Annotated in this window: 20 protein-coding genes and 1 other annotated feature; of the genes, 8 read left to right on the plus strand and 12 right to left on the minus strand. The window is 52.7% G+C overall.

Annotation, left to right across the window (positions count from 1 at the left end):
• Positions 1–42 precede the first annotated feature (42 nt).
• Positions 43–1,695, minus strand: coding sequence for a bifunctional UDP-sugar hydrolase/5'-nucleotidase UshA (gene ushA, locus BZK40_RS13920; RefSeq protein ID WP_079934840.1), 1,653 nt, complete (start codon positions 1,693–1,695; stop codon positions 43–45).
• A 174-nt stretch (positions 1,696–1,869) separates the two neighbouring features.
• Here ushA and fsr point away from each other — a divergent pair, with 174 nt between their 5' ends.
• A complete protein-coding gene (gene fsr, locus BZK40_RS13925) occupies positions 1,870–3,090 on the plus strand; it encodes a fosmidomycin MFS transporter (RefSeq protein ID WP_003021788.1) in 1,221 nt (406 codons plus the stop codon).
• 225 nt (positions 3,091–3,315) lie between these two features.
• Complete coding sequence (gene ybaL, locus BZK40_RS13930; RefSeq protein WP_003021783.1) at positions 3,316–4,995, plus strand: YbaL family putative K(+) efflux transporter; 1,680 nt, start codon at positions 3,316–3,318, stop codon at positions 4,993–4,995.
• 45 nt (positions 4,996–5,040) lie between these two features.
• Here the strand turns inward: ybaL and gsk are convergent, their stop codons facing one another.
• A complete protein-coding gene (gsk, locus tag BZK40_RS13935) occupies positions 5,041–6,345 on the minus strand; it encodes an inosine/guanosine kinase (protein ID WP_003021781.1) in 1,305 nt (434 codons plus the stop codon).
• Between the two features lie 151 nt (positions 6,346–6,496).
• On the opposite strand from gsk, the gene aes reads away from it, so the two are divergent.
• Entirely contained in the window at positions 6,497–7,456 is a 960-nt protein-coding gene (gene aes, locus BZK40_RS13940) for an acetyl esterase (protein ID WP_079934841.1), read from the plus strand.
• On the opposite strand, the gene hemH is transcribed toward aes, so the two are convergent.
• The 8 genes from hemH to BZK40_RS13990 all read right to left on the minus strand — a co-directional run bounded on the left by hemH (position 7,453) and on the right by BZK40_RS13990 (position 15,693).
• The gene (gene hemH, locus BZK40_RS13945; RefSeq protein ID WP_003831052.1) at positions 7,453–8,415 is read right to left on the minus strand and encodes a ferrochelatase; all 963 of its coding nucleotides are present in this window, start codon (positions 8,413–8,415) and stop codon (positions 7,453–7,455) included. The two genes, aes and hemH, sit on opposite strands and share 4 nt — an antisense overlap.
• Before the next feature lie 163 nt (positions 8,416–8,578).
• Positions 8,579–9,223 (minus strand): adenylate kinase, encoded by a 645-nt coding sequence (gene adk / locus BZK40_RS13950; protein ID WP_003021773.1) that lies wholly within the window; start codon positions 9,221–9,223, stop codon positions 8,579–8,581.
• Positions 9,224–9,454: 231 nt separating this feature from the next.
• On the minus strand, positions 9,455–11,329 hold the full coding sequence (htpG, locus tag BZK40_RS13960; RefSeq protein WP_032942554.1) for a molecular chaperone HtpG: 1,875 nt from the start codon (positions 11,327–11,329) through the stop codon (positions 9,455–9,457).
• A gap of 110 nt (positions 11,330–11,439) precedes the next feature.
• Positions 11,440–12,045, minus strand: a complete 606-nt coding sequence (recR, locus tag BZK40_RS13965; protein ID WP_032942553.1) for a recombination mediator RecR — start codon at positions 12,043–12,045, stop codon at positions 11,440–11,442.
• Positions 12,045–12,374: a YbaB/EbfC family nucleoid-associated protein gene (locus BZK40_RS13970; RefSeq protein ID WP_003021764.1), complete on the minus strand. Its 330-nt coding sequence runs from the start codon at positions 12,372–12,374 to the stop codon at positions 12,045–12,047. Before BZK40_RS13970 ends, recR begins: the two co-directional genes overlap by 1 nt.
• 57 nt (positions 12,375–12,431) lie before the next feature.
• Positions 12,432–14,360, minus strand: a complete 1,929-nt coding sequence (dnaX, locus tag BZK40_RS13975) for a DNA polymerase III subunit gamma/tau (RefSeq protein WP_060682646.1) — start codon at positions 14,358–14,360, stop codon at positions 12,432–12,434.
• Positions 13,035–13,099: a sequence feature (DnaX frameshifting element), on the minus strand. It overlaps the preceding gene by 65 nt.
• A gap of 210 nt (positions 14,361–14,570) precedes the next feature.
• Complete coding sequence (apt, locus tag BZK40_RS13980; RefSeq protein WP_003021759.1) at positions 14,571–15,122, minus strand: adenine phosphoribosyltransferase; 552 nt, start codon at positions 15,120–15,122, stop codon at positions 14,571–14,573.
• Between the two features lie 193 nt (positions 15,123–15,315).
• The gene (locus tag BZK40_RS13990; protein ID WP_008783969.1) at positions 15,316–15,693 is read right to left on the minus strand and encodes a DUF454 family protein; all 378 of its coding nucleotides are present in this window, start codon (positions 15,691–15,693) and stop codon (positions 15,316–15,318) included.
• A 69-nt stretch (positions 15,694–15,762) separates the two neighbouring features.
• On the opposite strand from BZK40_RS13990, the gene priC reads away from it, so the two are divergent.
• The 3 genes from priC (at position 15,763) to BZK40_RS14005 (ending at position 17,465) form a co-directional block, all read left to right on the plus strand.
• Positions 15,763–16,290: a primosomal replication protein N'' gene (priC, locus tag BZK40_RS13995; protein ID WP_008783968.1), complete on the plus strand. Its 528-nt coding sequence runs from the start codon at positions 15,763–15,765 to the stop codon at positions 16,288–16,290.
• Between the two features lie 14 nt (positions 16,291–16,304).
• Complete coding sequence (rsmS, locus tag BZK40_RS14000) at positions 16,305–16,472, plus strand: pleiotropic regulatory protein RsmS (RefSeq protein WP_065772037.1); 168 nt, start codon at positions 16,305–16,307, stop codon at positions 16,470–16,472.
• Between the two features lie 69 nt (positions 16,473–16,541).
• Positions 16,542–17,465, plus strand: a complete 924-nt coding sequence (locus BZK40_RS14005) for an Rpn family recombination-promoting nuclease/putative transposase (protein ID WP_048214781.1) — start codon at positions 16,542–16,544, stop codon at positions 17,463–17,465.
• 39 nt (positions 17,466–17,504) lie between these two features.
• Here BZK40_RS14005 and mscK read toward each other — a convergent pair whose 3' ends face one another.
• Complete coding sequence (gene mscK / locus BZK40_RS14010) at positions 17,505–20,870, minus strand: mechanosensitive channel MscK (RefSeq protein WP_048235963.1); 3,366 nt, start codon at positions 20,868–20,870, stop codon at positions 17,505–17,507.
• A 128-nt stretch (positions 20,871–20,998) separates the two neighbouring features.
• Positions 20,999–21,649, minus strand: a complete 651-nt coding sequence (acrR, locus tag BZK40_RS14015) for a multidrug efflux transporter transcriptional repressor AcrR (RefSeq protein ID WP_003831045.1) — start codon at positions 21,647–21,649, stop codon at positions 20,999–21,001.
• Between the two features lie 141 nt (positions 21,650–21,790).
• Between acrR and acrA the strand changes: the two genes are divergently transcribed.
• Entirely contained in the window at positions 21,791–22,984 is a 1,194-nt protein-coding gene (gene acrA / locus BZK40_RS14020) for a multidrug efflux RND transporter periplasmic adaptor subunit AcrA (protein ID WP_003831044.1), read from the plus strand.
• Between the two features lie 22 nt (positions 22,985–23,006).
• A complete protein-coding gene (acrB, locus tag BZK40_RS14025; RefSeq protein WP_008783964.1) occupies positions 23,007–26,156 on the plus strand; it encodes an efflux RND transporter permease AcrB in 3,150 nt (1,049 codons plus the stop codon).
• Positions 26,157–26,468: the final 312 nt, after the last annotated feature.

A 26,468-nucleotide genomic window follows, 5' to 3' on the forward strand; every position in this document is an offset into this window, starting at 1 on the left:
CGAGCACTGCCCGCGTTCAAAATGGCGAACAAAATAGCCCTGTTACTGCCAGGTAACTTCACCCCTCGGCTCATACACACTGGCATCCAGCGGTGAGTTCTTCTGCACAAACTCTTTCAGTACTTCCGCATCAATAAACCCGGTATTCACATAGCCTGGTTTGTTATCAATTCGCGGATAGCCATCGCCGCCGGTTGCGTTGAAGCTTAGCGTTGCCATACGATAGTTTTTGGCTGGGTCAACGGGTTCGCCCTTGATTTTCAAATCGTTAAGCTTGCCGTCTTTCGCCACAAAGCTGACGTTGGCAAACTGTGGATAGGCCCCGGAGTCCGGCTTCATTTGCGCCACGGCGGTCAGATAGTCAATCACCTCTTTCCCGCTCATGTCGGCATACACCACGATGTTTCCGAACGGCTGTACTTTCAGCACGCTCTTATAAGTGATATCGCCGCCTTCGATGGAATCACGGATGCCACCGCCGCTCATCACGCCAAAATCAGCGCTGGTTCGCGCCATTTGCGCAGCCAGCAGCAAATGTCCCATGTTGGTCTGCACGAAACGGACTTTGCTTCGGTCGCCTTCGAGGCGCGCATTGACGCTACCTATTTTCACGTCGAGCTGCGCTTTACCTTTATTCTGGAACGGCGTCAGCAGCGAGAGCATTTGCTGATTTTCAGCTATTTCCGGGGTGTAGAGTACGCGCTCACTTTTACCGTTGTCCCAAGTCACTTTTTTCTTCAGGTTGACGGGTATGAGCTGGTAGTTGACCATTTTCATTTCGCCGTTACGGAACTCAAAGTCCGCCCGGCCCACATATTTCCCCCACTCGTGTGCCTGCACAATCCAGATCCCATTTTGCTTGTCTGGCGCACACGGCGTACCCGGTACGTAATCAACCTGCTTCTTGTTCTCTGAAGCCATACACACCGGATCCTGCGAGTGACCACCTACAATCATCGCCAGCGATCCCGCCGGCAGGCTACGCGCCATTTCGACATCGCCAGGGGCGTTCGAGCCGTGGTTGCCGTTGTCATAATGTCCCATATGGGTGGTCGCGATAATGATGTCTGGCTTTTCACCCATATTCAGTTCCTGGATAACCAGTTTGGCTTCATCAGCAGGTTTACGGAACTCAATATCGGTAAAGAACTCGGGGTTGCCTATTTTCGCCGTATCGTCGGTGGTTAAACCGAGTACGGCAATTTTTAAATCCTGGCGCTTAAAGAGGGCCCACGGCTTAAACAAACGCTCGCCAGTGCTTTTCTGATAGATATTGGCCGAGAGAAACGGGAATTTGGACCATTTTTCCTGCTGACGCAATACGGTCATGGGATTATCAAACTCGTGGTTTCCGACCGCCATCGCGTCATAGCCAATCAGGTTCATCCCACGAAAATCAGGTTCCGCATCCTGCAGATCGGACTCCGGTACGCCGGTATTAATGTCGCCACCGGAAAGCAGCAGTACGCTGCCCCCTTCCTCTGCCACCTCTTTACGAATACCGTCCACCAGCGTTTTTTGCGCCGCCAGTCCGTATTCTCCGTATTCGCTGCGCCAGAAGTGACCGTGATGATCGTTGGTATGCAGAATGGTAATTTTGTAGGTTTTATCTTTTTCGTACGCTTGTGCAGGCTGACCTGCCAGCGTAAATGCGGCTAATAACGCCAGCGCCACGCCCCGTTTTAAAAACTTCATATTTCTCTCCCTGAGCCAAAATCAACGACTGAAATTACAATGATATGAAATAATAGTCGAAAATGTTTTCAGAAATGAGACTTCCTTCAAACACCTTCCGCAGGTATGTTAGTCAGGTAATAATAACAAAATAGATTACCCTCATAATCGCAACCCAAACAGAAGTGACTTTCTATGGCAATAAGTGAACCAACCCAGCCTGTGGCTGGCGCGTCAGCGTCGGTTGCTAAAGCACGCACCTCATTTGGCATTTTAGGAGCGATCAGTCTCTCCCATCTGCTAAACGATATGATTCAGTCGCTGATCCTGGCGATTTATCCGCTATTGCAGTCAGAGTTCTCGCTAACGTTCATGCAGATCGGGATGATCACCCTAACCTTCCAGCTTGCTTCCTCGCTGCTGCAACCGGTGGTGGGTTACTGGACGGACAAATACCCGATGCCGTGGTCGCTGCCCATAGGGATGTGCTTCACGCTGAGCGGGCTTGTTTTGCTGGCTATGGCCGGCAGCTTCCATATGGTGTTGCTCGCCGCGGCGCTGGTTGGCACCGGCTCTTCGGTATTTCATCCGGAATCGTCCCGCGTGGCACGCATGGCCTCCGGCGGTCGTCACGGCCTGGCACAGTCAATTTTCCAGGTTGGCGGCAACTTCGGCAGCTCTCTGGGACCCTTGCTGGCAGCTGTCATCATCGCGCCATATGGTAAGGGTAATGTGGCCTGGTTTGTTCTGGCTGCGTTATTAGCGATTGTCGTCCTGGCACAAATCAGCCGTTGGTATGCCGCGCAGCATCGGATGAGTAAAGGAAAACCGAAAGTCGCCATCGTCAATCCGTTACCGCGCAATAAAGTGGTGCTGGCGGTAAGCATCCTGCTGGTGCTGATTTTCTCCAAATACTTCTATATGGCGAGCATCAGCAGCTATTACACCTTTTATCTGATGCAAAAATTCGGATTATCGGTACAAAACGCCCAGTTTCACCTGTTTGCCTTCCTGTTTGCCGTCGCGGCCGGGACGGTGATTGGCGGACCATTAGGCGATAAAATTGGCAGAAAATATGTTATTTGGGGGTCTATCCTCGGCGTTGCGCCATTTACCCTCGTTTTACCCTACGCAACGCTGGAATGGACCGGGATTTTAACCGTGATCATTGGTTTTATCCTCGCATCGGCGTTTTCTGCTATTTTGGTCTACGCGCAGGAGCTGCTTCCTGGGCGTATCGGCATGGTTTCTGGGCTATTTTTCGGTTTTGCCTTCGGCATGGGCGGCTTGGGAGCCGCGGTGTTAGGGCTGATAGCCGACCATACCAGCATCGATTTGGTCTACAAAATATGTGCTTTCCTGCCACTTCTGGGGATACTGACCATATTCTTACCTGATAACCGACACAAAGCCTGATTTTCTGACGGCCAAAAGTAAATTTTGGCCGTCATTACTTGCAGTAGCCATCAGCCTTTACCTCTCACATATCACCGTACTTTTCCGATCCGTGCTTTTTTACGCTTAAAATCCCGTTTTCTTCAAAATTCAACAATTATTCATAAACATAAACATTAAAATTGTCATAAACTATTACTCGTAGTTTGGGTTTTCAGGATCATCACAGCAACCAAAGGAGACGGAATGCATCACGCCACCCCGCTTATCACCACCATTGTCGGCGGCCTTGTGCTCGCTTTTATATTAGGCATGATTGCCAATAAACTGCGTATTTCTCCTCTGGTGGGATATCTGTTAGCGGGCGTTCTGGCCGGTCCATTTACACCTGGTTTTGTTGCTGATACTAAGCTCGCGCCTGAGCTGGCCGAGCTTGGCGTTATTCTGCTGATGTTTGGCGTGGGGCTGCACTTTTCATTGAAGGATTTGATGGCGGTAAAGTCTATCGCCATTCCCGGCGCGATTGCCCAGATAGCAGTGGCAACGCTGCTGGGTATGGCGCTTTCAGCCGTATTAGGCTGGTCGCTGATGGTGGGGATCGTGTTTGGTCTGTGTCTTTCAACCGCCAGTACCGTGGTGCTACTGCGCGCGCTTGAAGAACGACAGCTCATTGACAGCCAGCGCGGGCAAATTGCCATTGGCTGGTTGATTGTCGAAGATCTGATGATGGTGCTGACGCTGGTTCTCCTGCCAGCCGTCGCCGGGATGCTGGAAAAAGAAGACGTCGGCTTCGCCTCGCTGGCCGTCGATATGGGCATTACCATCGGTAAGGTGGTGGCGTTTATCGCGATTATGATGCTGGTGGGTCGTCGCCTGGTACCGTGGATTATGGCCCGCAGCGCCGCAACCGGTTCACGCGAACTGTTTACCCTCTCAGTCCTCGCCCTCGCCTTAGGTATCGCCTTTGGCGCAGTAGAGCTGTTCGATGTCTCCTTTGCGCTGGGCGCGTTCTTCGCCGGTATGGTGCTGAATGAATCTGAACTAAGCCACCGTGCGGCGCATGATACTCTGCCGCTGCGCGATGCGTTCGCCGTGCTGTTCTTCGTTTCCGTCGGGATGCTGTTCGATCCGTTAGTTCTGATCCAGCAGCCGTTGGCGGTACTGGGCACGCTGGCGATTATCATCTTTGGTAAATCCCTTGCAGCCTATTTCCTGGTGCGCCTGTTTGGTCACTCCCAACGCACGGCGCTCACCATTGCCACCAGCCTGGCGCAGATTGGTGAATTTGCCTTTATCCTGGCGGGTCTGGGAATGGCGTTAAACCTGCTGCCGCAGGCCGGACAGAATCTGGTGCTGGCCGGGGCAATCCTGTCCATCATGCTCAACCCGGTGCTGTTTGCGGTGTTAGAAAAATACCTCGCCAAAACAGAAACGCTGGAGGAGCAGACGCTGGAAGAGGCTATCGAAGAAGAGAAGCAAATTCCGGTGGATATCTGCAATCATGCCTTACTGGTTGGCTTTGGTCGCGTCGGCAGCCTGCTGGGTGAGAAATTGATGGCTGCGGGGATCCCGCTGGTGGTGATCGAAACCTCACGTACCCGGGTGGATGAACTGCGCGAGCGTGGGATCCGCGCGGTACTGGGAAATGCCGCCAACGAAGAGATTATGAATCTGGCGCATCTGGATTGCGCGCGCTGGCTGCTGCTGACCATTCCCAATGGTTATGAAGCGGGTGAAATTGTCGCTTCCGCACGTGAGAAATGCCCGTCGATTGAGATTATCGCCCGCGCGCATTATGACGATGAGGTGGAATATATTACCGAACGCGGCGCCAACCAGGTCGTCATGGGTGAGCGTGAAATCGCCCGCACCATGCTGGAGCTGATTGAAACGCCGCCTGCAGGTGAAGTTGCTACGGCCAGTTAATGTCCGTGCCGGATAGCGTTATCGCTTATCCGGCCTATACAAGATTTAACGGTCCCAGTACGACTCTTCGAGACTGTCTTCACGTTCCGGCAAACCGCGCGTCAGGCGCGGTGAATGCTGGTTCAGCACCTGATAACTCACGCGATTAGCATACTTACACACCTGGGCTAACGACGAATAGGTCAGCCAGGTGAACTTGTGCTTGCTGGAGTTAGGCACGTTGCTGCGGTGATAGCTGTTGGCGGTAATATCATGCAGCAATGCCGCCAGCGCGCCGTCACCTGCGCCGTTGGTGTTCATTATCTTTTCAGGTCCGCCCATATACGGTGCGATGTGCGAATACACGCGCAGCGGATTGGTACAGTCTTTATGGCGCATGGCGCGGCTGAATTCGTACTGATTAAATTCGGCAATAGCACCAGGGAGCAGAGGATGCTGGGTTTTACGTTTCACTTCTTCTTCCGTAAAGCCCGCCATATACAGACCCGCCGGACCCGCAGTGCACAGCACCAGATCCACCCAATCCAGCGCCTTGTCAGACGCCAGCAGCGGGTCGTTTTCGCCGGTCAGCGCTTCAGCCTCTTCTTCATTCATCGCCAGAATAGAGACATGCTCTTTGAGGAACGCCTGCCACCACTGCGGGTTATCGGCAATGACGAATTTGGTGCCCAGGGTCAGAACCACCGGCACATTGTGCTTTTTGGCGTATTCAATCGCCTTCATGGTCGCTTCCGGCATCGGCTCACCCGGTTCGCAGCGCACCAGATAAGACGTCAGCACCAGCGCGGACGCTCCGGCAATCACCGATTCAGGGATGCTATCCGCCCGTAGCTTATTCATATGCCCAGGGCTGATTGCGAAGGTACGCTCACCTGACTCGCCAATCAGCGTAAAGCAGCGGCCAATCGGTCCGTTAACGCCTTGCAGGTAGTTCAGGTCGGTACGGCTGGAGGTATTGCATAAATAGCGGTACGCATAGCTGCCAATCTCGATATTGCTGCACATCACGCCCAGCAGCACCGAGCGGTCATCCGCCAGTACAGAGTAGTTGTGCATCGTGTTACCGATAGTACCGCCCGCAAACTGATGGGTGATCAAGTTTTCACGCACCAGTTCCTGGTAGAGCGCTTCTGCGACATCATCGGCAATCACCAGAGAATGCCCGGCGCTTAATCCATAACGTTTTACAAAGTCATCATCCACTTTGGCTTCAATATCCACCAGCGTCTGGTCGATGCCCACCACCCAGGCTGCGCTGGTTTCATTTTCTGGCTGAATTTGTTGCAGCAACGGATCGCGCGCGCTGACGGGAAAATAGTGTTTGGATTTGCGTTTACCGGGAAATTTCATGGTCGATTTTACGGGTGGTTAACTGAGCGAAGCATGGTAACACATTCCCTGCCACGCATGCGATGCGGCGCTAAGTTTCAATATCAGACGGTGAGATCGCAGTTTATACGGGATTAATTTCTACAATAACTCACCTTCACAAGGAGCATTTATGAAGCCGGAAAACAAGATCCCCGTACTCGACAGAATTTCGGATGAAATGAAAAGCGTGGTGAATTTTCATCGCGACGATCTGCCGCCGTGGCCCGCTGCAGATGACTTCGTGGCCCAGCGCCAACACTACATTCATGAACGGCAGTTGTGGAATGCCGATGCCCCAGAGATGAATACCCGCGAATGCGTTATTTCTACCGCATGCGGCCCCGTGGCCACACGTATTTACTCACCGCAGCCCCATAGTCTGGCAACGTTGTATTATCTGCACGGCGGCGGTTTTATTCTCGGTAATCTGGATACCCACGACCGTATTATGCGCTTGCTGGCGCGCTATACGCAGTGCACGGTAATTGGTATCGACTATTCACTTGCGCCGGAAGCCTGTTTCCCGCAAGCCATTGAAGAGATTGCCGCCGTCTGCCAGTATTTTCATCAGCACGCTGGCGACTATTCTCTTAATGTGAATCATATCGGTTTTGCGGGCGATTCCGCCGGAGCCATGCTGGCGCTTGCCAGCGCGCTGTGGCTACGGGATAAACGCATTGTCTGCGGCAAGGTGGCTGGGGTGCTGTTGTGGTATGGACTTTACGGCCTGCAGGATTCACTGAGTCGACGGCTGATGGGCGGAGCGTGGGATGGGTTAACCCGCGAGGACTTGCAGATGTACGAAAACGCGTACCTGCGTAGCGCTGACGATCGCGAGTCACCGTATTATTGCCTGTTTAATAACGATCTGACGCGTGACGTGCCACCGTGTTTTATCGCTGGCGCTGAGTTTGATCCGCTGATTGACGATAGCCGCTTACTATTCCAGACGTTGCAGGCGCATCAGCAGCCCTGCCAGTACAAAATGTACCCCGGTACGCTGCACGCCTTCCTGCACTATTCGCGAATGATGAAAACCGCCGACGATGCATTACGGGAAGGCGCTCGTTACTTCAGAGCCCAGCTTTAACGGTAAGCGTCGGTCAGTTTAACCATCATTTCGATATGTTCCGGTGCGGCATTAAGCGCCGGAATATACTCATATTGCTTACCGCCAGCTTCGAGGAAAATCTCCCGGTTTTGTACCGCTATCTCTTCCAGCGTTTCGAGGCAATCTGCCGAGAAGCCCGGACACATAACCTGGATATGTTGTGTCCCTTTCTCCGCCAGCATTTTTAACGTTTCGTCGGTATACGGCGTCAGCCACGGTTCGCGACCAAAGCGAGACTGGAAGGTCATCATTACTTTTTCTGGCGGCAGACCAAGCGCTGAAACCAGCTCACGGGTGGTATCGCGACAGCGCTGCGGGTAGTCATCGCCTTCATCGGCGTAACGCTGCGGAATGCCGTGGTAGGAGAGCAGCAGCAAATCAGGTTCACCGTGTTGAGCAAATGAATCCCGGGCACTCTTGGCCAGCGCATCGATGTAGCTGCTGTCATCGGCGTAATCACGAATAAATGAAACGCCAGGAATACCGCGTTTACGCGCTAAGATACGGGCCAGTTCGTCCCAGACTGCCGCCACCGTCGAACAGGAATATTGCGGGTACAGCGGTAACACCACCATGTGTTCAACCCCGCTTGCCAACAGTTCATCGACCGCGCTTTCAAGCGACGGCGAACCGTAGCTCATTCCCAGCGCAACAGGGGTATTTGGTAGGCGTTCTGCCAGCGCCCGCTGTTGTGCCTTGCTATAAACCATCAGCGGGGAACCGTCTTCCATCCAGATTGACTGGTACAGCTTGGCTACGCGTGGCGCACGCAACGGTAAAATCACCCCGCGCAGCAGCGGCCACCACAGTGCAGGTGACGTATCAACTACGCGTGGATCGCTTAAAAACTGGCGCAGGTAGCGCTTAACGGCTTCGGGGGTTGGGGCATCGGGAGTGCCGAGGTTTGCCAGCAGGATACCGGTTTTCGTCTGACGCATTACCGCCTCTTATCGATTCAAATTGTTGATAATTGTAGCGGAAAAGCGATAAAGAAGAACTAATTGCTGTGAGAGGTAAGACGAGAATTTGCCTGATGGTGCTACGCTTATCAGGCCTACGCGATAATGGCAGGCCTGATAAGAGGTTTATTACGCGAAAAAATTAGCCGAGGATTTTTTCCAGCGCTGCGCGCACGTCAGCAACGGCCTGAGTGCCATCAACTTTCGCGTATTTGGTGTTACCCGCCTGCGCTTCTTTAGAGTAGTAGCCGATCAGCGGAGCGGTCATCTGATGGTATTCCACCAGGCGCTTACGTACAGTTTCTTCTTGATCGTCTTTACGGGTGGTCAGCTCTTCGCCGGTCACGTCGTCTTTACCTTCAACCTTAGGCGGGTTGAATTTGATGTGGTAAACGCGGCCAGAAGCAGCATGTACGCGACGACCCACGATACGGTCAACGATCAGTTCGTCAGGAACATCGAACTCCAGAACGTAGTCCACGTTGATGCCCGCTTCTTTCATGGCGTCTGCCTGCGGAATAGTACGCGGGAAGCCATCCAGCAGGAAACCATTACGGCAGTCTTCCTGAGCAATACGCTCTTTTACCAGCGCGATCACCAGCTCATCAGTCACCAGCTTACCGGCGTCCATGATGTCTTTCGCTTGTTTGCCCAGCTCGGAGCCAGATTTCACGGCGGCACGCAGCATATCACCGGTGGAGATTTGCGGAATACCATACTTCTCCATGATGAACTGAGCCTGAGTTCCTTTACCCGCGCCCGGAGCGCCAAGCAGAATGATACGCATTACGAAAATCCCCTTAAAGGTTGTCGATATTTTTTAAAAAGCGCTAAACGATACCACCATCACGCAATTGGCTCAAGAAAGACGCCCGACGCTGAAACGGTTAACGGTGGGAAAATTAAAAATAAGGCGAGAAAATGCCGGATGGCGGTGGAAACACCGTATCCGGCATACTATTACGAGATGCTGTAGGCCGGATAAGCGTTAGCACCATCCGGCATTACATTACGGGTATCAGGACACCAGTAACTGGTTCATACGACGGATGAACTGGTTCGGGTCTTCCAGCGTGCCGCGCTCAGCAAACAGCGCCTGATCCAGCAGCAGTTCGACCCATTCTTTGAACTGCGCTTCGTCCTGGGTATCCGCCGTGCGTTTTACCAGCACGTGGTCCGGGTTCAGTTCAAAGATATATTTCACTTCCGGTACGGCCTGGCCCGCAGCGGCAAACAGTTTCGCCATCTGGGTGCTCATTTCATCCGCATCGGTGGTGACGATGGCTGGCGTGTCGGTCAGACGGTGAGTCAGACGCACTTCTTTCACGCGGTCGCCCAGCAGGGTTTTCACGCGCTCAACGAACGGCGTCAGCGCTTTTTCCGCTTCTTTTGCCGATTCATCAACTTCATCCGCCAGCTTGTCGATGGACTCGTCAGCTTTGGCAACAGACTGGAATGCCTTACCGTCGAACTCGGTCAGGTAGTTCATCATCCACTCATCGATGCGGTCAGAAAGCAGCAGGACTTCGATGCCTTTCTTACGCAGCAGTTCCAGGTGCGGGCTGCTCTTCGCTGCCGCATAGCTGTCTGCGGTGATGTAGTAGATTTTCTCCTGCCCTTCTTTCATACGCGACACGTAGTCTTCCAGCGACACGGTCTGTGCGGAGGAGTCAGTGTGCGTAGACGCGAAGCGCATCAGCTTAGCGATCGTTTCCTGGTTGGCGTGATCTTCCGCCGGGCCTTCTTTCAGTACCAGGCCGAACTGTTTCCAGAAGGTCTGGTATTTTTCCGCGTCGTCTTTCGCCAGTTTTTCCAGCATCTGCAGTACGCGTTTGGTCAGCGCGCTGCGCAGGTTACGGGTGACGGTGCTGTCCTGCAGGATCTCACGGGAAACGTTCAGCGGCAGATCGTTGGAATCTATCAGACCGCGCACAAAGCGCAGGTAGTTCGGCATGAACTGCTCGGCGTCGTCCATAATAAACACACGCTGGACGTACAGTTTCAGACCATGCTTGTGATCGCGGTTCCACATATCCCACGGAGCCTGGGACGGGATGTACAGCAGGCTGGTGTACTCCTGCTTACCTTCCACACGGTTGTGGCTCCAGGTCAGCGGGTCAGTGAAGTCGTGGGCGATGTGCTTGTAGAACTCGTTGTATTCGTCGTCTTTGATTTCCGACTTGTTACGGGTCCACAGCGCCTGCGCTTTGTTGATCTTTTCCCAGGAAACCACGGTCTCGCCGTCTTTTTCTTCGGATTTTTCGATCTCTACCGGCAGCGCGATATGGTCGGAATATTTGCTGATGATGGAACGTACGCGCCAGTCATCAAGGAACTCATCTTCGCCTTCACGCAGATGCAGGGTGATTTCGGTGCCGCGATCGTCTTTGGTGATGTCGGCAACGGTGTACTCACCTTCGCCCGCAGATTCCCAGAACACGCCGTTTTCCGGCTTATCGCCCGCTGCGCGGGTACGCACGGTGACTTTGTCCGCCACGATGAACGCAGAGTAGAAACCCACCCCGAACTGGCCGATCAACTGGCTGTCTTTCGCCTGATCGGATCCCATGGATTCGAGGAAAGATTTAGTACCGGATTTCGCAATGGTCCCCAGATGATCGATAACGTCATCACGGTTCATCCCCACGCCGTTATCGGCAATGGTCAACGTACGTTTATCTTTATCGAAGGAAACACGTACACGCAGCTCACCGTCGCCTTCATACAGGTCCGGGTTAGACAGGGCGCGGAAACGCAGCTTGTCTGCCGCATCCGAGGCGTTAGAGATAAGCTCACGCAGGAAGATTTCTTTATTGGAATACAGAGAATGGATCATCAGGTGCAGAAGTTGTTTTACTTCTGACTGAAAACCACGAGTTTCTTGTCCTTTCATGTAGATCTACCTCAACAATGCCATTTTCAATGGTAAAAACACGTTGAGGGTGAAATGGGGACAAGCGGGAAGGATTTCAAGCGGAAGCCGCCGTCGCGGCCTCCGTTTGTTCAGAATTTAATCTTGTGTCGCCCTGCCAGAGAGTGCGACAGCGTGGTGCCATCGACCATTTCCAGCTCGCCGCCTACCGGAACGCCATGGGCGATACGGCTGGCTTCAACGCCATATTGCATGCAAAGCTCAGCAATATAGTTGGCGGTCGCCTCTCCTTCGACCGTAGGATTGGTCGCCAGGATCAGTTCGTTGATGTGCTCAGACTCCAGTCGCTGTTCGAGACGATCCAGCCCGATATCATCAGGGCCAATACCGTCCAGCGGCGACAGGTGTCCCATCAGCACGAAGTAACGTCCGGAAAACTGCCCGGTTTGCTCAATGGCGTAGATGTCCGCCGGACTCTCCACCACACAAATCTGACCGTTTTCCTGGCGACGCGGGTTCGAGCAAATGTTGCAGACGTCTTGCTCTGTGAAGGTGCGGCAATCGGCACAATGGCCGATTTCCGACATTGCCTTCGTTAACGCCTGTGCCAGACGCATCCCGCCGCTGCGATCGCGCTGAAGTAGCGTGAACGCCATGCGCTGCGCCGACTTCGGGCCAACGCCCGGCAGACAGCGCAGTGCTTCCATAAGCTGAGTTAACAGCGGGCTGGTTTGCATCAGAACGGCATCTTAAAGCCAGGCGGCAGCTGCATTCCGGAGGAAACAGAGGCCATCTTCTCTTTCTGCGTCTCTTCAATGCGACGTGCTGCATCGTTGAATGCCGCAGCAACCAGGTCTTCCAGCATCTCTTTGTCGTCTTCCAGCAGGCTTGGATCGATCTCCACGCGACGGCAGTTGTGCGCGCCGTTAATGGTCACTTTTACCAGACCCGCGCCAGATTCGCCGGTCACTTCCAGCTTGGCGACTTCTTCCTGCATCTGCTGCATTTTTTCTTGCATCTGCTGGGCCTGTTTCATCAGGTTACCCAGACCGCCTTTACCAAACATAGGCTTCTCTCTCAATCACGTTAAGGGATGACGACCGTCAAACCATTAGGCTCACGATCAAATGGGGCGAATACTCTCTTCGTCCAGCTCCGCATCGAAAAAACGACGCAGCGTCTGGATGTTATTATCCGCAATAATCGACTCACGCGCCTGCGCGAGCTTCTCTTCATAAATGGCCTGACGCCACTCCAGCGGCGTACGCACCGCTGGATTATCATCTTCAACGATGGTCAATTCAACCGTTGACCCCGTTAAGGAACTCAGTGCTTCAGCCAGTTTTTGCTGCGCGCCGCTGGAATTTAGGTGTCGCTGCGTGGAACGCAGGTGCAGGCAAACTACGTTGCCATTCTCTTCTTTCCAGGCATTAAGCGCCACCTGCTCCACCAGTTTAGGCAGCGAGAGCTGACTCACCTGGGCGGCCCACGGGTCGCGTTCAATGGCTTCAGCCGCAAGCTTTGCCGCCAGTTCCGGCGTTTTTTCATGCTCAAGCGCTTTTTTCAGCGCTTTCGGCGTGGCAACGACTTCTTTAACTTCTGCAACAGGATTGGTCGCTTTCCAGCGATACGCTTCTTTCTTCGCCGGTGCTTTTTCCAGCGCAGAGACCGCCGGACGCGCCTGAACACGTTCCGACACCGAAGCCAGTCTTTCCAGCGCAGCATTATTCACCGGCCGCGCGCGGGAAGCGGCTGCCGGTTCACTCTTTTTTGCTTTGGTTGCTCCCTGAGCGCGTTGCAACTGGCTACGCGCCGCCAACACCTGACTGGTGGCATCGGAGAGCGGCACATTCTGTTGCTGTTGTGCAGGCGCAGGCTGCTGCTGCACCTGCGTCGGGGTCATCACCGCAGTGGGTGCGACCGGGGCAAACGACTGTCGTGGAACTTCAGGTTCCGGGAGCGGCATGCGCGGATGAAAAGCCAGCGCACGCAGCAGCGTCATTTCGACGCCCATTCGCCTGTCCGGTGCATACGGCAGTTCTTTGCGGCCGATTAACAAAGTCTGGTAGTAAAGCTGCACATCGGTTGGCGGAACAATTCGAGCCAGTTCACGCATACGCTGTTCAATGGCGGCCATATCGCTGCCGAGCGCGGCAGGCGAAAGCTGAACCATGGCAATACGATGCAGCAAAGCCGACATCTCAACCAGCAGCGCTTCCCATTCGATACCGCGCGCGGCGGCGTCGTTTACTAGCGCCATAACGCGTTCGCCGTCCGCAGCCACAACCGCTTCAACGAGCGAGAGCGCCTGGTCGTCGTCCAGCGTGCCGAGCATGGTGCTGACCGCCTCGGTCGAGACCTGACCATCGCCGCTGGCGATCGCCTGATCGGTAAGGCTCAGCGCATCACGCAGGCTGCCGTCCGCGGCGCGAGCCAGCAGTTGCAGTGCACGTGGTTCATGGACGATATGCTCTTCTTTGAGGATATGCTCAAGCTGATGGCGAATCTGTTCGACATCCAACGCTTTAAGATGGAATTGCAGACAGCGCGACAGGATAGTCACCGGCAGCTTCTGCGGATCGGTAGTCGCCAGCAGGAACTTAACGTGCGCGGGCGGCTCTTCGAGCGTTTTCAGCAAGGCATTAAAACTGTGGCGCGACAGCATGTGCACTTCGTCGATCAAGTAGACCTTGAAGCGACCGCGCGCAGGCGCATACTGGACGTTATCCAGCAGGTCACGGGTGTCTTCGACTTTGGTGCGTGAGGCGGCGTCGATTTCAATCAGATCGACAAAACGCCCCTGCTCGATTTCCCGGCAATTATCGCACACGCCGCACGGCGTAGCGGTGATACCGGTTTCACAGTTTAATCCCTTCGCCAGTAAGCGGGCGATAGAGGTTTTCCCGACGCCACGGGTGCCGGAAAACAAATAAGCATGATGAATACGCCCTAACGACAAGCCGTTCGCCAGTGCCGTCAGCACATGTTCCTGGCCGACGACGTCAGCAAAGGTTTGTGGGCGCCATTTTCGGGCTAAGACCTGATAACTCATTGGCAGGCTCTGAAAGGCTGGAGGGTGGATTCACAGGGGGATAATGCTAACACAACCTCGCAGCGACGGCGAGGTTGACACGTTATATTCGGGCGTTATCGTTGCAGTCAGTTTGGTTTCGGGCAGCGCACAGAAACCGGAGCGTACACGCAGTACGTGAGGATTTCGAGCACTGACCGGGGCCAAAATGGCAAAAAAGATAGCCCTAAATTAGTGGCCCGGGAATGGAACCAGGCTATAACAGGTAAGCCCCTGTTTTTCCAGACGCTGTTCTCCGCCCAGATCAAACAGGTTAATGATAAAAGCAGCATCGGTAACTTCACCACCCAGACGGCGGATCAGCTTCACGGTCGCTTCAATCGTGCCGCCAGTTGCCAGCAGGTCGTCCACAACCAGCACTTTATCGCCAGGTTTGATGGCATCAACGTGGATTTCCAGCTGATCGGTGCCGTACTCCAGCTCATAGGTCTCAGCAATAACTTCACGCGGAAGCTTACGGGGTTTGCGTACCGGAACAAAGCCGACGCCCAGACCCAACGCTACCGGCGCGCCAAACAGGAAGCCACGCGCTTCGGTGCCAACCACTTTAGTGATACCCGCATTTTTGTAGCGTTCAACCAGCAATTCAATGCTGAGGGCGTAGGCTTTCGGGTCTTCCAGTAAACTGGTGACATCACGAAATAGAATGCCCGGTTTTGGGTAGTCGTGGATGCTTTTGATGCTATTTTTGAGAAACTCAAGCTGCTGTGCTGTCGCGGTCATAAGTTTGTGCCTGATTAATACAGTATTACTTCACGGCGCACTAAACACTTCATCCTCGACGTATCTTGAATGATTTTGTGTCTATATAAGAGCCAAGGTTACACTTGCTTAACCTTTGACCACCTGCGCCTGTGCTCGAAAACGGTCGAATTTACTGGCTGTGAGAGACAATTGCAACAGCGATTATTGCGCTTTACTGCTTTTGTTGTTTTTCATCAATCACCGGGATCCGCCACATAAAAATCAGTAAACAGGCGAGAATAACCAGCAGCAGGCCGCGTACCCACATCATATTGACCAGCCACAGTGAAATACCAAACGTCACCAGGATCAACAAAATAGCGCGCGGTTTTGCTCCCGGCGGCATCGCACGGTGTTTTTGCCAGTGGCGCAAATACCCGCCGAACCACGAACGGTAAAGCAACCAGTCGTGAAAACGCGGCGATGAGCGGGCAAAACACCAGGCAGCCAGCAGTATAAACGGCGTCGTCGGCAACAGAGGCAATACAACGCCCAGCGTACCTAGCACTACCGCTATCCAGCCAATGATGATTAGAATAATGCGTTGCATAATATGAGTACTTAACACAGAGAATCGCTACTTTAGCATAACGGTTCTCATTTTCATCGGAGTGTTGTTGTGAAAACCGCCATGCTGTTACAGACGCTCGAAAACCAGCTTAACCGCTTGCGACAACATTGCGCCCCGCTGGCGCACCACACAACGCTTAGCGCCCGCTTTGACAGGCATCTGTTTCACACGCGCAGCACGTTGCTGCAGGCCTGTCTGGATGAGGCTGACGATAATCTTACTGCCCTGCGTCGCGCCGTTGAGCAGCAACAACTCCCACAAATCACCTGGCTTGCGGAACACCTTGCCTCACAGTTAGAGGCGATTTCACGTGAAACCGCCAGTTGGTCCCTTCGAGAGTGGGACAGCGCTTCTCCAGGTCTGGCGCGCTGGCAGCGCAAGCGGGTCCAACATCAGGAATTTGAACGCCGTCTGGTTGAAATGACGCGTGAACGCAAAGAGCGTCTGGCTCAGGCTACCGGCTTTGAAGAACAGCAAAAACTGCATCGTGAAGTAGAAGCATTCGAGGCACGACTGGCGCGTTGTCGCCATGCTCTGGCAAGAATAGAAAACGTGCTGGCGCGTTTAACCCGTTAATCCCCGGAGAATTTATGTCATTAGAGAACGCCCCGGACGAGGTCAAACTGGCCGTCGATTTGATTGTTTTACTTGAGGAAAATCAGCTACCAGCACGAACGGTGCTACGCGCGCTGGAGATCGTCATGCGTGATTATGAAAACAAACTTAAAACTGCGGAAGGCACCTCGCAAACTGATTAATTGCCCTCTGGTCTGCCATTGGCTTCGGTGTCAGAGTCGTCGCAACATCACGACGATAACGGACAGATCATGGAACGACTCCCCACCACACCCCACGACGCGGTCTTTCGGCAAATGCTGACGCAAAAGGAAGTTGCCCGAGATTTTTTGCAGATCCATTTGCCTGAAGCATTTCTCAATATATGCGATATGGATACATTAACGCTGGAATCAGGCAGCTTTATTGAGGACGATTTACATACCAGCTATTCAGATATCCTCTATTCCCTGCAAACAACACATGGACCCAGCTACGTTTACGCACTGATTGAACATCAGAGTAAGCCCGATAAATTCATGGCCTTTCGCCTGATGCGCTACGCAATTGCCGCCATGCAACACCATCTTAACGCCGGGCATAAGACATTACCTCTGGTCGTTCCTATCCTGTTTTACCATGGTATGGAAAGTCCGTGGCCTTATACCCTTAACTGGCATCACCTGTTTAGCGAACCAAAGCTTGCGAAAGCACTTTACGGCAATGAATTTACACTGGTAGACCTGACCGTAATGCCAGATAATCAGATCTTGCAGCATCAACGGGTAGCGATGCTGGAACTCCTGCAAAAACATATTCGTCGACGGGATCTGAGTGAGCTATTGGATCAACTGGTCACACTCTTAACACAAGAGCATCTGACAGAATATCAAATCGACGTTTTGATTAATTACATGCTTAAAGCAGGAAATACCACGGAACCCGGCGTACTTGTCCGCCATCTGGCGCAGAGTGCGCCACAGTACAAGGAACAGCTGATGACGATTGCCGAATGGTTGGAAGAAAAAGGCAGAGTGGAAGGCATACAACAAGGGCTGGAAAAAGGGTTAGAAGAAGGTCGGCAGGTTGAAGCGCGTAATATCGCACAAAAAATGCTCGCCCGCGGCCTGGAACTGGAGCTGATTACGCACCTTACAGGCCTGACGCAGGAAGAACTGGTCGCGCTGGCGCACTAAATGCAATCAGGGCGGCAAGTATGCCGCCCTGATTGCAACTTAACCTACCGAAGGCGTCGGATCATCACCTTTAATGATGTCACGCTTAACCTCGGTCACGGTATCACCTTTCGCGTTATGCAGATGCACTTCGAGCTGGTTAAAGGCGATATCAATGTCGTTTTCACGGCACAAACGATCGACCGCACGGTTCAGTTCATCAACCGTGTGGCTACGATCGCGCAGTTCACGCACGTATAAACGCAGTTCATGATCCAGCGTGCTGGCACCGAAGGCGGTAAAGAACACCGCAGGCTCTGGATCGTGCATCACTTTCGGGTGTTCCATCGCCGCCTGCAACAGCACTTTCTTCACTTTATCCAGATCCGAACCGTAGGCCACGCCGATGCGGATCACCAGACGCGTGGTGGTATCGGAAAGCGACCAGTTGATCAAACGCTCCGTCACAAATGCTTTGTTCGGGATGATCACCTCTTTGCGATCGAAGTCGGTAATGGTGGTGGCACGGATACGGATCTTGCTGACCGTTCCTGAGAACGTACCGATAGTCACGGTATCGCCGATGCGGACCGGGCGTTCAAACAGAATAATCAGACCCGAAACAAAGTTACCGAAGATTTCCTGCAAGCCAAAACCAAGACCAACCGACAGGGCTGCTGCCAGCCACTGTAGCTTATCCCATGAAACACCGAGCGATCCGAAGACCGTCATCGCGCCGATGGCGATGATCGCGTAGTTAAGGATCGTGGTGATCGCATACGAAGCGCCCTGACGCATCTTCAGTCGCGACAGCACCAGCACTTCCAGCAGGCCGGGTAAGTTACGGATCAGCGCCCACGCGACCATTGAGGCAATAATCGCAAACAGCAGGCTGCCCATGGTGACGTCTTTCACCACCGCAGCTCCCGCTTCGGTGCCGTTGTAATGCCAGAGCGTAATGCTATCGAGATAACTGAACACGGTAATTAGATCGGACCAAATTGCCCAGAACAGAATACCAAACAGCGCAACCATCACCAGCATTGTTATACGCAGCGTTTGCTGGTTAACCTGCTCAAGCGCAATGGTCGGTTCTTCCTGCGGCTCGGCTCCTTCCGCCCCTTCTTTCACCAGGTTCTGACGACGCGCTAAGGCACGGCGCCAGGCGATACGACGTGCCGCCACGCTCAATCCACGCAGTACCGTCTGATACAGCAGGTTCCAGAGGATAACCAGATAGACCGTTTCAATCCAACGACCGGCCAGGCGCAACGTGGTGTAGAAATACCCTGTCGCCGTCAGCACCATTAATGCAATCGGGATAATTGAGAGGACAGTAATGGTAACCAGACGCAAGCCATGCGACTCTTTGTCGCGCCAGCTTTCACGACACATTGGCCATACCAGGAAGGCGATCAGCAGCAGGTTGAGGAAAATAACTACCTGACCCAGCACATCGTCCATCAAATTAAGCGGCGACAGCTCAGCAATGACCGACCAGAAGTTGAGCGGTAACAGCGCCAGGCTAATACGCACGATCTGGCGGCGCCAGTGGCTTGTCTGTTTCGCTGGCATACCAAAATGACGAATTGCCACGCCATCTTTTTCCAGCACCTTCCAGCACAGACCAAACACCAGCCAGAAGACTGTCATCTTCTTACTGAACGCCCACAGCAGATCGCTGATATTCAACTGCATGGTAAGCAGAATCAGGCCCAAGGCGAGGATAATCAGGCACGCAGGTAACGCTCGGATCAGATCGATCAGAATCGCTTTTGGTGTATTGAGCTGACTGTCATTACGCAGGTTCCCTACTGCGGCGGCTAATTTCGCCTGATACTCTTTCAACCATTTCAAACGCCAGCGGATTAACCCGGCAATAAGCAGCAGTGGCAGCCCCGCCAGGAACGCAATAAAGACGGCGGGCCAGGCTTTTTCCCAGTTCACTGTGATTTTCATCGACTTAAACTGGTCTTTTAGCGTTTGCGGGAAGGCTTTGATCCAGTCCCAGTCCATCGGACGGTTACTATTAACCCAGAAGATTTGCTGCGTGAGGATCCCTTTCAGGTTCTTCGACACGCTCATTAGCTGCTGTTGATTGATTTGCAGGTTAATCGCCATCATCAACTGGTTGCCCAGCTGCTTGTTCAGCTGATCCAACAGTTCACGGCGCATATCCACAACCTGCAGCAGGGCATCATGGACTTCACCATTCACTTCGTTGCTGTGCCCTTCTTCCAGTTTGGCGACAAACGCATCGTTCTGGAATAGCGCATCACGCTGCTGGTTAATCTCAAACTGTTCCAGACGCAAATCAGCGATCCGGTTAGTCATATCGGCAAGTTCATCCGCCGACGGCAGTGTTTGTTGTTGCTGATACAGAATACGCGACAGCAGCAGACTGCCTTTCAGGACAGCAATCTGTTCTTTAATGTTGCGTTCGGATTGCAGCGCGCGGTCAAGCCAGTTTTTGACTTTGATATTCTGCTGCATCAGGTTGTTGCCGTTTTCGGTCGCGGCTATCAGACGCTGACTTAGCTGATGGTTAACGTCCAGTTCCTGCTTCACTAACGGATTTGACTGAATACGCTCGGCTTCATCCGGCGTTACCGCTTCCTGAGCTGTCTTTTCGGTTAACGTCAGTCGTTTGCTGTTCACCGCTTCTTGCAGAAGCTGGAGCTGATGTTCAAGCCGGTTACTGTTAGCTGTTACGTAATCACGTTGTTTTTGCAAGGTATCCTGCAAAACAGTATTACCTTCGAGGCTCTTACGCTGTTGGTCGATCTGCGCACTCAGCAGCGCCTGCTGTGCCTGCAGCAACACCTGCTGGCTGGGGCGTAACGCAGCCTCTCCCACATTGTTGCCATCGAGTCGATTACGAATTTGCTGCATTTGCTGCGACGCGGTGTACATCGCATTCTGCACACGCTCTGGCTGCGTCTGGAGCGACACCAGTTGGCTGTTGTAAGCGGCAAGATCGTTTTGCGCACTTTGCAGGTCATCCAAAACCTGTGCCACGCGCGACTCAAGCTGTCGCAAGGAGAGTGTACTCAGCGTTTTTCGCGTTTCATCGTCGTTATCGACATCGCTGAGCGAATTTAACGCATCCGTCGCCTGACGCATTTTCTCCGGTGCCTGGGCAACTTTCTGGCGAAGCTGTACGGTCTCATCTTTCACGCGATCGATTTTATCCAACGTGGCGATGGTATCGATGAGATCCTGTTGGACCAGCTTATCCTGCGCGGAGAGATCTTTTTGTTTACTCAGCGCGTCCAGTTGGCTCTGAATATCCGCTTTCGTCGGCAGTTCACCACTCTGTTGCGCCCGCGCAAAAGCAGACGACTGGCAAGATAGCAAGAGAATGAAGAAAAGAATGGTAATAGCAATAAGATGCTGTGAACGTTTATAGAGCTGCAACATAGTCATGAGAATGAACGTTTCTGAACCGGAAAAGTGACCGAAAATAGTCAAGCGGCAAGAATATCACGGCTGTGACCGGCAGAATAGCAGCAGGCAAAACGACCAGGAGAATTCCTGGTACAGGCCCAAAACGTTTAGTGGATTTCCGCCACGCCAAGCCGCAGAGTTGGGCACATAAGGCACATCTCCAGCAGCACAGCGACGTATTCCCGAGCTTCTTTTTTCAGATCAAACGATTCGGGGGCAAATAACCAGTTTTCTATGATTCCGGTAATATAGCTGCGCAACAGGACCGCCACGCGACGGGTGTTCAGGTTTTCCGGCAGCATATTGGCATCCATACAGTGCCGCAATGTTTGTTCGATACGATCGTAATTTTCAATACAAAGATGGCGTTGAGCTAACTGAACAGAGGCCATTTCCCCGACAAATTCGCATTTGTGGAATATAATTTCCAGCAACAAACGTCGGCGTTCTTCTGTCACGGTAGCTTCAAGAACGTAAATTAAAATTTCTCTTAATACTGATAGTGGATCGTCGGGGAATTTTGCCTGATACTCAGTCTCTAACTCATCAATGTTAGGTTTTGCTAGCTCCCAGATTTCACTGAATAAATCCGACTTGTTTTTGAAATGCCAATAGATTGCGCCGCGCGTGACACCAGCGGCTTTTGCGATCTCCGCAAGCGAGGTGGATGATACCCCTTGTTGCGAAAACAAATGCAGAGCAACATCGAGAATATGCTGTCGTGTTTCCTGTGCTTGTTGTTTGGTTTTTCGTGCCATATGTCAGTGAATTTACAGGCGTTAGATTTACATACATTTGTGAATGTATGTACCATAGCACGACGATAATATAAACGCAGCAATGGGTTTATGGGCTTTAAGCCATTGATCAATTTGAAATCGGACACTCGAGGTTTACATATGAACAAAAACAGAGGGTTAACGCCTCTGGCAGTCGTTCTGATGCTCTCAGGCAGCTTAGCGCTAACAGGATGTGACGACAAACAGGCCCAACAAGGGGGCCAGCAGATGCCAGAGGTTGGAGTTGTTACGCTCAAAACTGAACCTCTACAGATAACAACTGAGCTTCCGGGTCGCACCAGTGCGTTTCGCATTGCAGAAGTTCGTCCTCAGGTTAGCGGTATTATCCTGAAGCGTAATTTCACGGAAGGTGGCGATATCGAAGCGGGTGTATCTCTCTATCAGATTGATCCTGCAACTTACCAGGCCGCTTATGAAAGCGCAAAAGGCGATCTGGCCAAAGCACAAGCCGCAGCAAATATCGCTCAACTGACGGTTAAACGTTATCAGAAACTGTTGGGTACCAAGTACATCAGTCAACAGGACTATGATAGCGCGCTGGCAGACGCACAGCAGGCAAACGCCGCCGTTGTCGCCGCGAAAGCCGCGGTAGAAACTGCACGCATCAATCTGGCCTATACCAAAGTGACGTCGCCGATCAGCGGCCGCATTGGTAAATCATCCGTTACGGAAGGCGCTCTGGTGCAAAACGGTCAAGCGACCGCGCTGGCGACCGTTCAACAGTTGGACCCGATCTACGTGGACGTGACGCAGTCAAGCAACGACTTCCTGCGCCTGAAACAAGAGCTGGCCAACGGCACGCTGAAGCAAGAGAACGGCAAAGCGAAAGTCGAACTGGTAACCAATGACGGCATTAAATTCCCGCAGTCCGGCACGCTGGAATTTTCTGATGTGACGGTTGATCAAACTACCGGGTCGATTACGTTACGCGCCATCTTCCCTAACCCGGATCACACCTTACTGCCGGGTATGTTCGTTCGCGCACGTCTGGAAGAAGGGATTAACCCAACGGCATTACTGGTTCCACAGCAAGGCGTTACCCGTACACCGCGTGGCGATGCCAGTGCATTGGTTATCGGTGCAGACAACAAAGTTGAAACTCGTCAAATTGTCGCCGCACAAGCGATTGGCGACAAATGGTTAGTCACTGATGGACTTAAGCCGGGCGACCGCGTGATTGTCACTGGGCTGCAGAAAGTACGTCCTGGCGCGCAGGTAAAAGCGCAGGAAATCACCGCTGATAACAACCAGCAAGGCCAAAGCGGTAGCCAGCCTGAACAGTCCAAGTCTTAACTTAAACAGGAGCCGTTAAGACATGCCTAATTTCTTTATCGATCGCCCAATATTTGCGTGGGTGATCGCCATTATCATCATGTTGGCAGGGGGGCTCGCGATCCTCAAATTGCCGGTAGCGCAATATCCGACTATTGCACCGCCAGCAGTGACGATCTCCGCGACCTACCCTGGCGCTGATGCCAAAACAGTACAGGATACTGTTACGCAGGTTATCGAACAGAACATGAACGGTATCGATAACCTGATGTACATGTCCTCTAACAGTGACTCCACGGGTACCGTGCAGATCACCCTAACCTTCCAGTCTGGTACTGATGCGGATATTGCGCAGGTACAGGTGCAGAACAAACTGCAGCTGGCCATGCCGTTGCTGCCTCAGGAAGTACAGCAACAAGGGGTTAGCGTTGAGAAGTCATCCAGCAGCTTCCTGATGGTTGTCGGTGTTATCAACACCAACGGCACCATGACGCAGGAGGATATTTCCGACTACGTTGGCGCCAACATGAAGGATGCCATCAGCCGTACTTCAGGTGTGGGTGATGTTCAGCTGTTCGGTTCTCAGTACGCGATGCGTATCTGGATGGATCCGAACAAACTGAACAACTTCCAGCTGACGCCGGTTGATGTAATCAGCGCCATCAAAGCGCAGAACGCCCAGGTTGCAGCCGGTCAGTTAGGTGGTACACCACCGGTGAAAGGCCAGCAGCTTAACGCGTCAATCATCGCGCAAACCCGTCTGACCTCTGCTGATGAGTTCAGCAAAATTCTGCTGAAAGTGAATCAGGATGGTTCCCAGGTTCGTCTGCGTGACGTGGCGAAAGTGGAACTGGGCGGTGAGAACTACGACATCATTGCGAAGTTCAACGGTAAACCGGCATCCGGTCTGGGTATCAAGCTGGCGACAGGTGCTAACGCCCTGGATACAGCAAACGCTATCCGCGATGAACTGAAGAAGATGGAACCGTTCTTCCCGTCAGGTCTGAAGATCGTTTACCCGTATGACACCACGCCGTTCGTGAAAATATCTATTCACGAAGTAGTGAAAACGCTGGCGGAAGCAATCATCCTCGTGTTCCTGGTAATGTATCTGTTCCTGCAGAACTTCCGCGCGACGCTGATTCCGACTATCGCCGTGCCGGTGGTGCTCTTGGGTACGTTTGCCGTCCTTGCGATTTTCGGCTTCTCGATAAACACCCTGACGATGTTCGGGATGGTGCTCGCCATCGGCCTGCTGGTGGATGACGCCATCGTTGTGGTCGAGAACGTTGAACGTGTAATGGCTGAGGAAGGACTACCGCCGAAGGAAGCAACGCGTAAATCAATGGGCCAGATTCAGGGCGCACTGGTGGGTATCGCGATGGTACTGTCAGCGGTATTTATCCCAATGGCGTTCTTCGGGGGTTCTACCGGTGCAATTTACCGTCAGTTCTCCATCACCATTGTTTCCGCGATGGCGTTGTCTGTACTGGTGGCATTGATTCTGACCCCTGCCCTGTGTGCGACCATGCTCAAACCGATTGCTAAAGGCGATCACGGAGAAGGCAAAAAAGGCTTCTTCGGCTGGTTTAACCGCATGTTCGATAAGAGTACGCACCATTACACCGATAGCGTAGGCGGTATTCTGCGCAGCACCGGTCGTTATCTGGCGCTGTATCTGATCATCGTTGTGGGCATGGCCTATCTGTTCGTTCGTCTGCCAAGTTCGTTCCTGCCAGATGAAGATCAGGGGGTATTCCTGTCTATGGCTCAGCTGCCAGCGGGTGCAACGCAAGAGCGTACCCAGAAGGTGCTGGACGAAATGACGGATTACTATCTGACCAAAGAAAAAGCGAACGTTGAATCGGTGTTTGCCGTTAACGGCTTCGGTTTTGCAGGTCGTGGTCAGAACACCGGTATCGCATTCGTCTCTTTGAAAGACTGGAGTGAACGTCCAGGTAAAGAGAACAAAGTTGAAGCGATTACTCAACGTGCAATGGGCGCATTCTCGCAGATCAAAGACGCGATGGTCTTTGCCTTTAACCTGCCAGCGATTGTGGAGTTAGGGACCGCAACCGGTTTTGACTTCCAGTTGATTGACCAGGCAGGTCTGGGCCATGAGAAGCTGACTCAGGCGCGTAACCAACTGTTTGGTGAAGTCGCGAAGCATCCTGATCTGTTGGTCGGTGTTCGTCCTAACGGTCTGGAAGATACGCCGCAGTTCAAGATCGATATCGATCAGGAAAAAGCGCAGGCTCTGGGCGTTTCCATTAGTGATATTAATACAACGCTGGGTGCAGCATGGGGCGGAAGCTACGTGAATGACTTCATCGACCGTGGTCGTGTGAAGAAAGTTTACGTCATGTCTGAAGCGAAATACCGTATGTTGCCGGAAGATATTGGAAACTGGTATGTCCGCGGCAGCGATGGACAGATGGTACCGTTCTCCGCCTTCTCTACCTCACGTTGGGAATACGGTTCACCGCGTCTGGAACGCTATAACGGTCTGCCGTCCATGGAAATCTTAGGCCAGGCCGCTCCGGGTAAAAGTACCGGTGAAGCCATGGCCATGATGGAGCAACTGGCCAGCAAACTGCCATCCGGTATCGGTTATGACTGGACCGGTATGTCCTACCAGGAACGACTGTCCGGCAACCAGGCCCCTGCCCTGTATGCCATTTCACTGATCGTCGTGTTCTTGTGTCTGGCAGCGCTGTACGAGAGCTGGTCAATTCCGTTCTCCGTAATGCTGGTTGTACCGCTGGGTGTTATCGGTGCATTGCTGGCAGCAACGTTCCGCGGCTTGACCAACGACGTTTACTTCCAGGTAGGCCTGCTCACAACCATTGGGTTGTCGGCGAAGAACGCGATACTTATCGTCGAATTCGCTAAAGACTTGATGGATAAAGAAGGTAAAGGTCTGATAGAGGCGACGCTGGACGCAGTACGCATGCGTTTACGTCCAATCCTGATGACGTCACTGGCCTTTATTCTGGGCGTAATGCCGCTGGTCATCAGCTCCGGCGCAGGTTCCGGTGCACAGAACGCCGTTGGTACTGGCGTAATGGGCGGGATGGTGACGGCAACCGTGTTGGCGATCTTCTTTGTTCCGGTGTTCTTTGTGGTGGTACGCCGCCGCTTTAGCCGCAAAAATGAAGATATTGAGCATAGCCACTCAGTAGAGCATCATTGATACATCTCTAAAGATAAGGCCGCGCAAGCGGCCTTTTTTCTGGAAAAATCATAAAAATCACTTATTGCCATTCCGTTTATTTTCTATCGGATAAATAAGCGATATAATCCTTGCAGCCTTAAAGGCTATTCTTAAAAAAACAGCGAGAGTTCTTATTTACTTTAATAAATATTAAGATTAATCCTATCCACTGGTTCACATTGTCGGTTGTTGCCTTTCGTTGCTAAACCTAAACAAGATAACCCGATGATTGCCCGAAGAATAAAGAAATTGTCCCATTTCGAATAGCGGCATTTATCTGTTAAAATGTAA

The sequence above is a fragment of the Citrobacter portucalensis genome (genome assembly GCF_002042885.1).
Classification (GTDB): domain Bacteria; phylum Pseudomonadota; class Gammaproteobacteria; order Enterobacterales; family Enterobacteriaceae; genus Citrobacter; species Citrobacter portucalensis.

Coding starts and splice junctions, on each gene's coding strand:
- ushA (WP_079934840.1), bottom strand. CDS start 1,695: ATGAAGTTTTTAAAACGGGGCGTGGCGCTGGCGTTATTAGCCGCATTT.
- fsr (WP_003021788.1), top strand. CDS start 1,870: ATGGCAATAAGTGAACCAACCCAGCCTGTGGCTGGCGCGTCAGCGTCG.
- ybaL (WP_003021783.1), top strand. CDS start 3,316: ATGCATCACGCCACCCCGCTTATCACCACCATTGTCGGCGGCCTTGTG.
- gsk (WP_003021781.1), bottom strand. CDS start 6,345: ATGAAATTTCCCGGTAAACGCAAATCCAAACACTATTTTCCCGTCAGC.
- aes (WP_079934841.1), top strand. CDS start 6,497: ATGAAGCCGGAAAACAAGATCCCCGTACTCGACAGAATTTCGGATGAA.
- hemH (WP_003831052.1), bottom strand. CDS start 8,415: ATGCGTCAGACGAAAACCGGTATCCTGCTGGCAAACCTCGGCACTCCC.
- adk (WP_003021773.1), bottom strand. CDS start 9,223: ATGCGTATCATTCTGCTTGGCGCTCCGGGCGCGGGTAAAGGAACTCAG.
- htpG (WP_032942554.1), bottom strand. CDS start 11,329: ATGAAAGGACAAGAAACTCGTGGTTTTCAGTCAGAAGTAAAACAACTT.
- recR (WP_032942553.1), bottom strand. CDS start 12,045: ATGCAAACCAGCCCGCTGTTAACTCAGCTTATGGAAGCACTGCGCTGT.
- BZK40_RS13970 (WP_003021764.1), bottom strand. CDS start 12,374: ATGTTTGGTAAAGGCGGTCTGGGTAACCTGATGAAACAGGCCCAGCAG.
- dnaX (WP_060682646.1), bottom strand. CDS start 14,360: ATGAGTTATCAGGTCTTAGCCCGAAAATGGCGCCCACAAACCTTTGCT.
- apt (WP_003021759.1), bottom strand. CDS start 15,122: ATGACCGCGACAGCACAGCAGCTTGAGTTTCTCAAAAATAGCATCAAA.
- BZK40_RS13990 (WP_008783969.1), bottom strand. CDS start 15,693: ATGCAACGCATTATTCTAATCATCATTGGCTGGATAGCGGTAGTGCTA.
- rsmS (WP_065772037.1), top strand. CDS start 16,305: ATGTCATTAGAGAACGCCCCGGACGAGGTCAAACTGGCCGTCGATTTG.
- BZK40_RS14005 (WP_048214781.1), top strand. CDS start 16,542: ATGGAACGACTCCCCACCACACCCCACGACGCGGTCTTTCGGCAAATG.
- mscK (WP_048235963.1), bottom strand. CDS start 20,870: ATGACTATGTTGCAGCTCTATAAACGTTCACAGCATCTTATTGCTATT.
- acrR (WP_003831045.1), bottom strand. CDS start 21,649: ATGGCACGAAAAACCAAACAACAAGCACAGGAAACACGACAGCATATT.
- acrA (WP_003831044.1), top strand. CDS start 21,791: ATGAACAAAAACAGAGGGTTAACGCCTCTGGCAGTCGTTCTGATGCTC.
- acrB (WP_008783964.1), top strand. CDS start 23,007: ATGCCTAATTTCTTTATCGATCGCCCAATATTTGCGTGGGTGATCGCC.